Source organism: Sphingobium sp. FG58 (assembly GCF_057809055.1).
Window position 1 is genome coordinate 1 of the sequence record NZ_JBMDJF010000057.1, and the last position, 1,269, is coordinate 1,269.

Sequence of the window (1,269 nt, forward strand, 5' to 3'; positions counted from 1 at the left end):
TGATCTGCCCCCCGCTGAGTGGCCCAGAGACTGTGATAGTCTGGACCACGAAAGGGATGACGAATGCCGAGCAAGAAACACAAGCCGGAAGAGATTATCGGCAAGCTGCGTGAAGTTGAGATCGTTCTGGCGCAGGGGGTATCGACTGCCGAAGCGTGCCGCCGGATCGCGGTTAGCGAACAGACCTATTACCGCTGGCGCAAGGAATATGGCGGTCTGAAGACCGATCAGGCACGGCGGATGAAGGATCTGGAGAAGGAGAACCTGCGTCTACGCCGGGCGATCTCCGACCTGACATTGGACAAGCTGATTTTGCAGGAGGCTGCACGGGGAAACTTTTGAGCCCTGCGCGGCGGCGACGCTGTATCGACCATTTGCGACGGGAGCTTCCGGTGTCCGAGCGACGGATCTGCCGGGTGTTGGGTCAGCATCGATCGACGCAGCGCAAAGTGCCACGCGGGGCGGATGACGAACAGGCGCTCACGGAGGATATCATCGCGTTGGCAAAGCAATATGGTCGCTACGGCTATCGCCGGGTGACGGCATTGTTGTGCCATGCAGGGTGGACAGTGAACCATAAACGGGTCGAGCGGATTTGGCGGCGCGAGGGCCTCAAAGTCCCACAGCGCCAGCCAAAGCGCGGGCGCCTGTGGCTAAATAATGGATCGTGCCTCCGCTTGCGGCCGCAATATCCCGGGCATGTGTGGGCTTATGACTTCGTCGAAGGTCGGACGCATGATGGTCGCAAGTTCCGCATCCTGACCATCATCGACGAGGCCAGCAGGGAATGCCTGGCGCTCATCGTGGCGCGGCAGCTCAGGCATGAGGACGTGCTGGCCGCCTTGGCGGACCTGTTCGTCAAGCGTGGCCCGCCAGCACATATACGGTCTGACAATGGCGCGGAGTTCATCGCCAATGCCGTCCAGAAATGGCTTGGCCAGATCGGCGTAAAGACGCTCTATATCGCGCCGGGATCACCATGGGAGAATGGCTATAACGAGAGCTTCAACGGGTCGCTGCGTGACGAATTGCTCAATGGCGAGATCTTCTACAGCCTCGCCGAGGCGAAAGTGCTGATCGAAGCGTGGCGGCGACATTACAACACCGTTCGTCCGCACAGCAGCCTGGGCTACCGACCGCCGGCCCCGGAAACGGCTTCACCGCCATATCCGGCCTCCGGTTCCGCTTCGCTCCACCTCCATCCGGATATGGCGGCGGCGAGAATAATCCACTAACAATCAACACGGTCCACTCGGTGGGGGCAGGTCA

Annotated in this window: 1 protein-coding gene; it reads left to right on the plus strand. The window is 60.5% G+C overall.

Going from position 1 to position 1,269, the window contains the following annotated elements:
- Positions 1 to 63 precede the first annotated feature (63 nt).
- A protein-coding gene (locus ACODR8_RS19925; protein WP_119750802.1) for an IS3 family transposase occupies positions 64 to 1,235 on the plus strand; the annotation gives its coding sequence in 2 pieces (ribosomal slippage) (positions 64 to 328 and positions 328 to 1,235; 1,173 coding nt in all).
- Positions 1,236 to 1,269 lie beyond the last annotated feature (34 nt).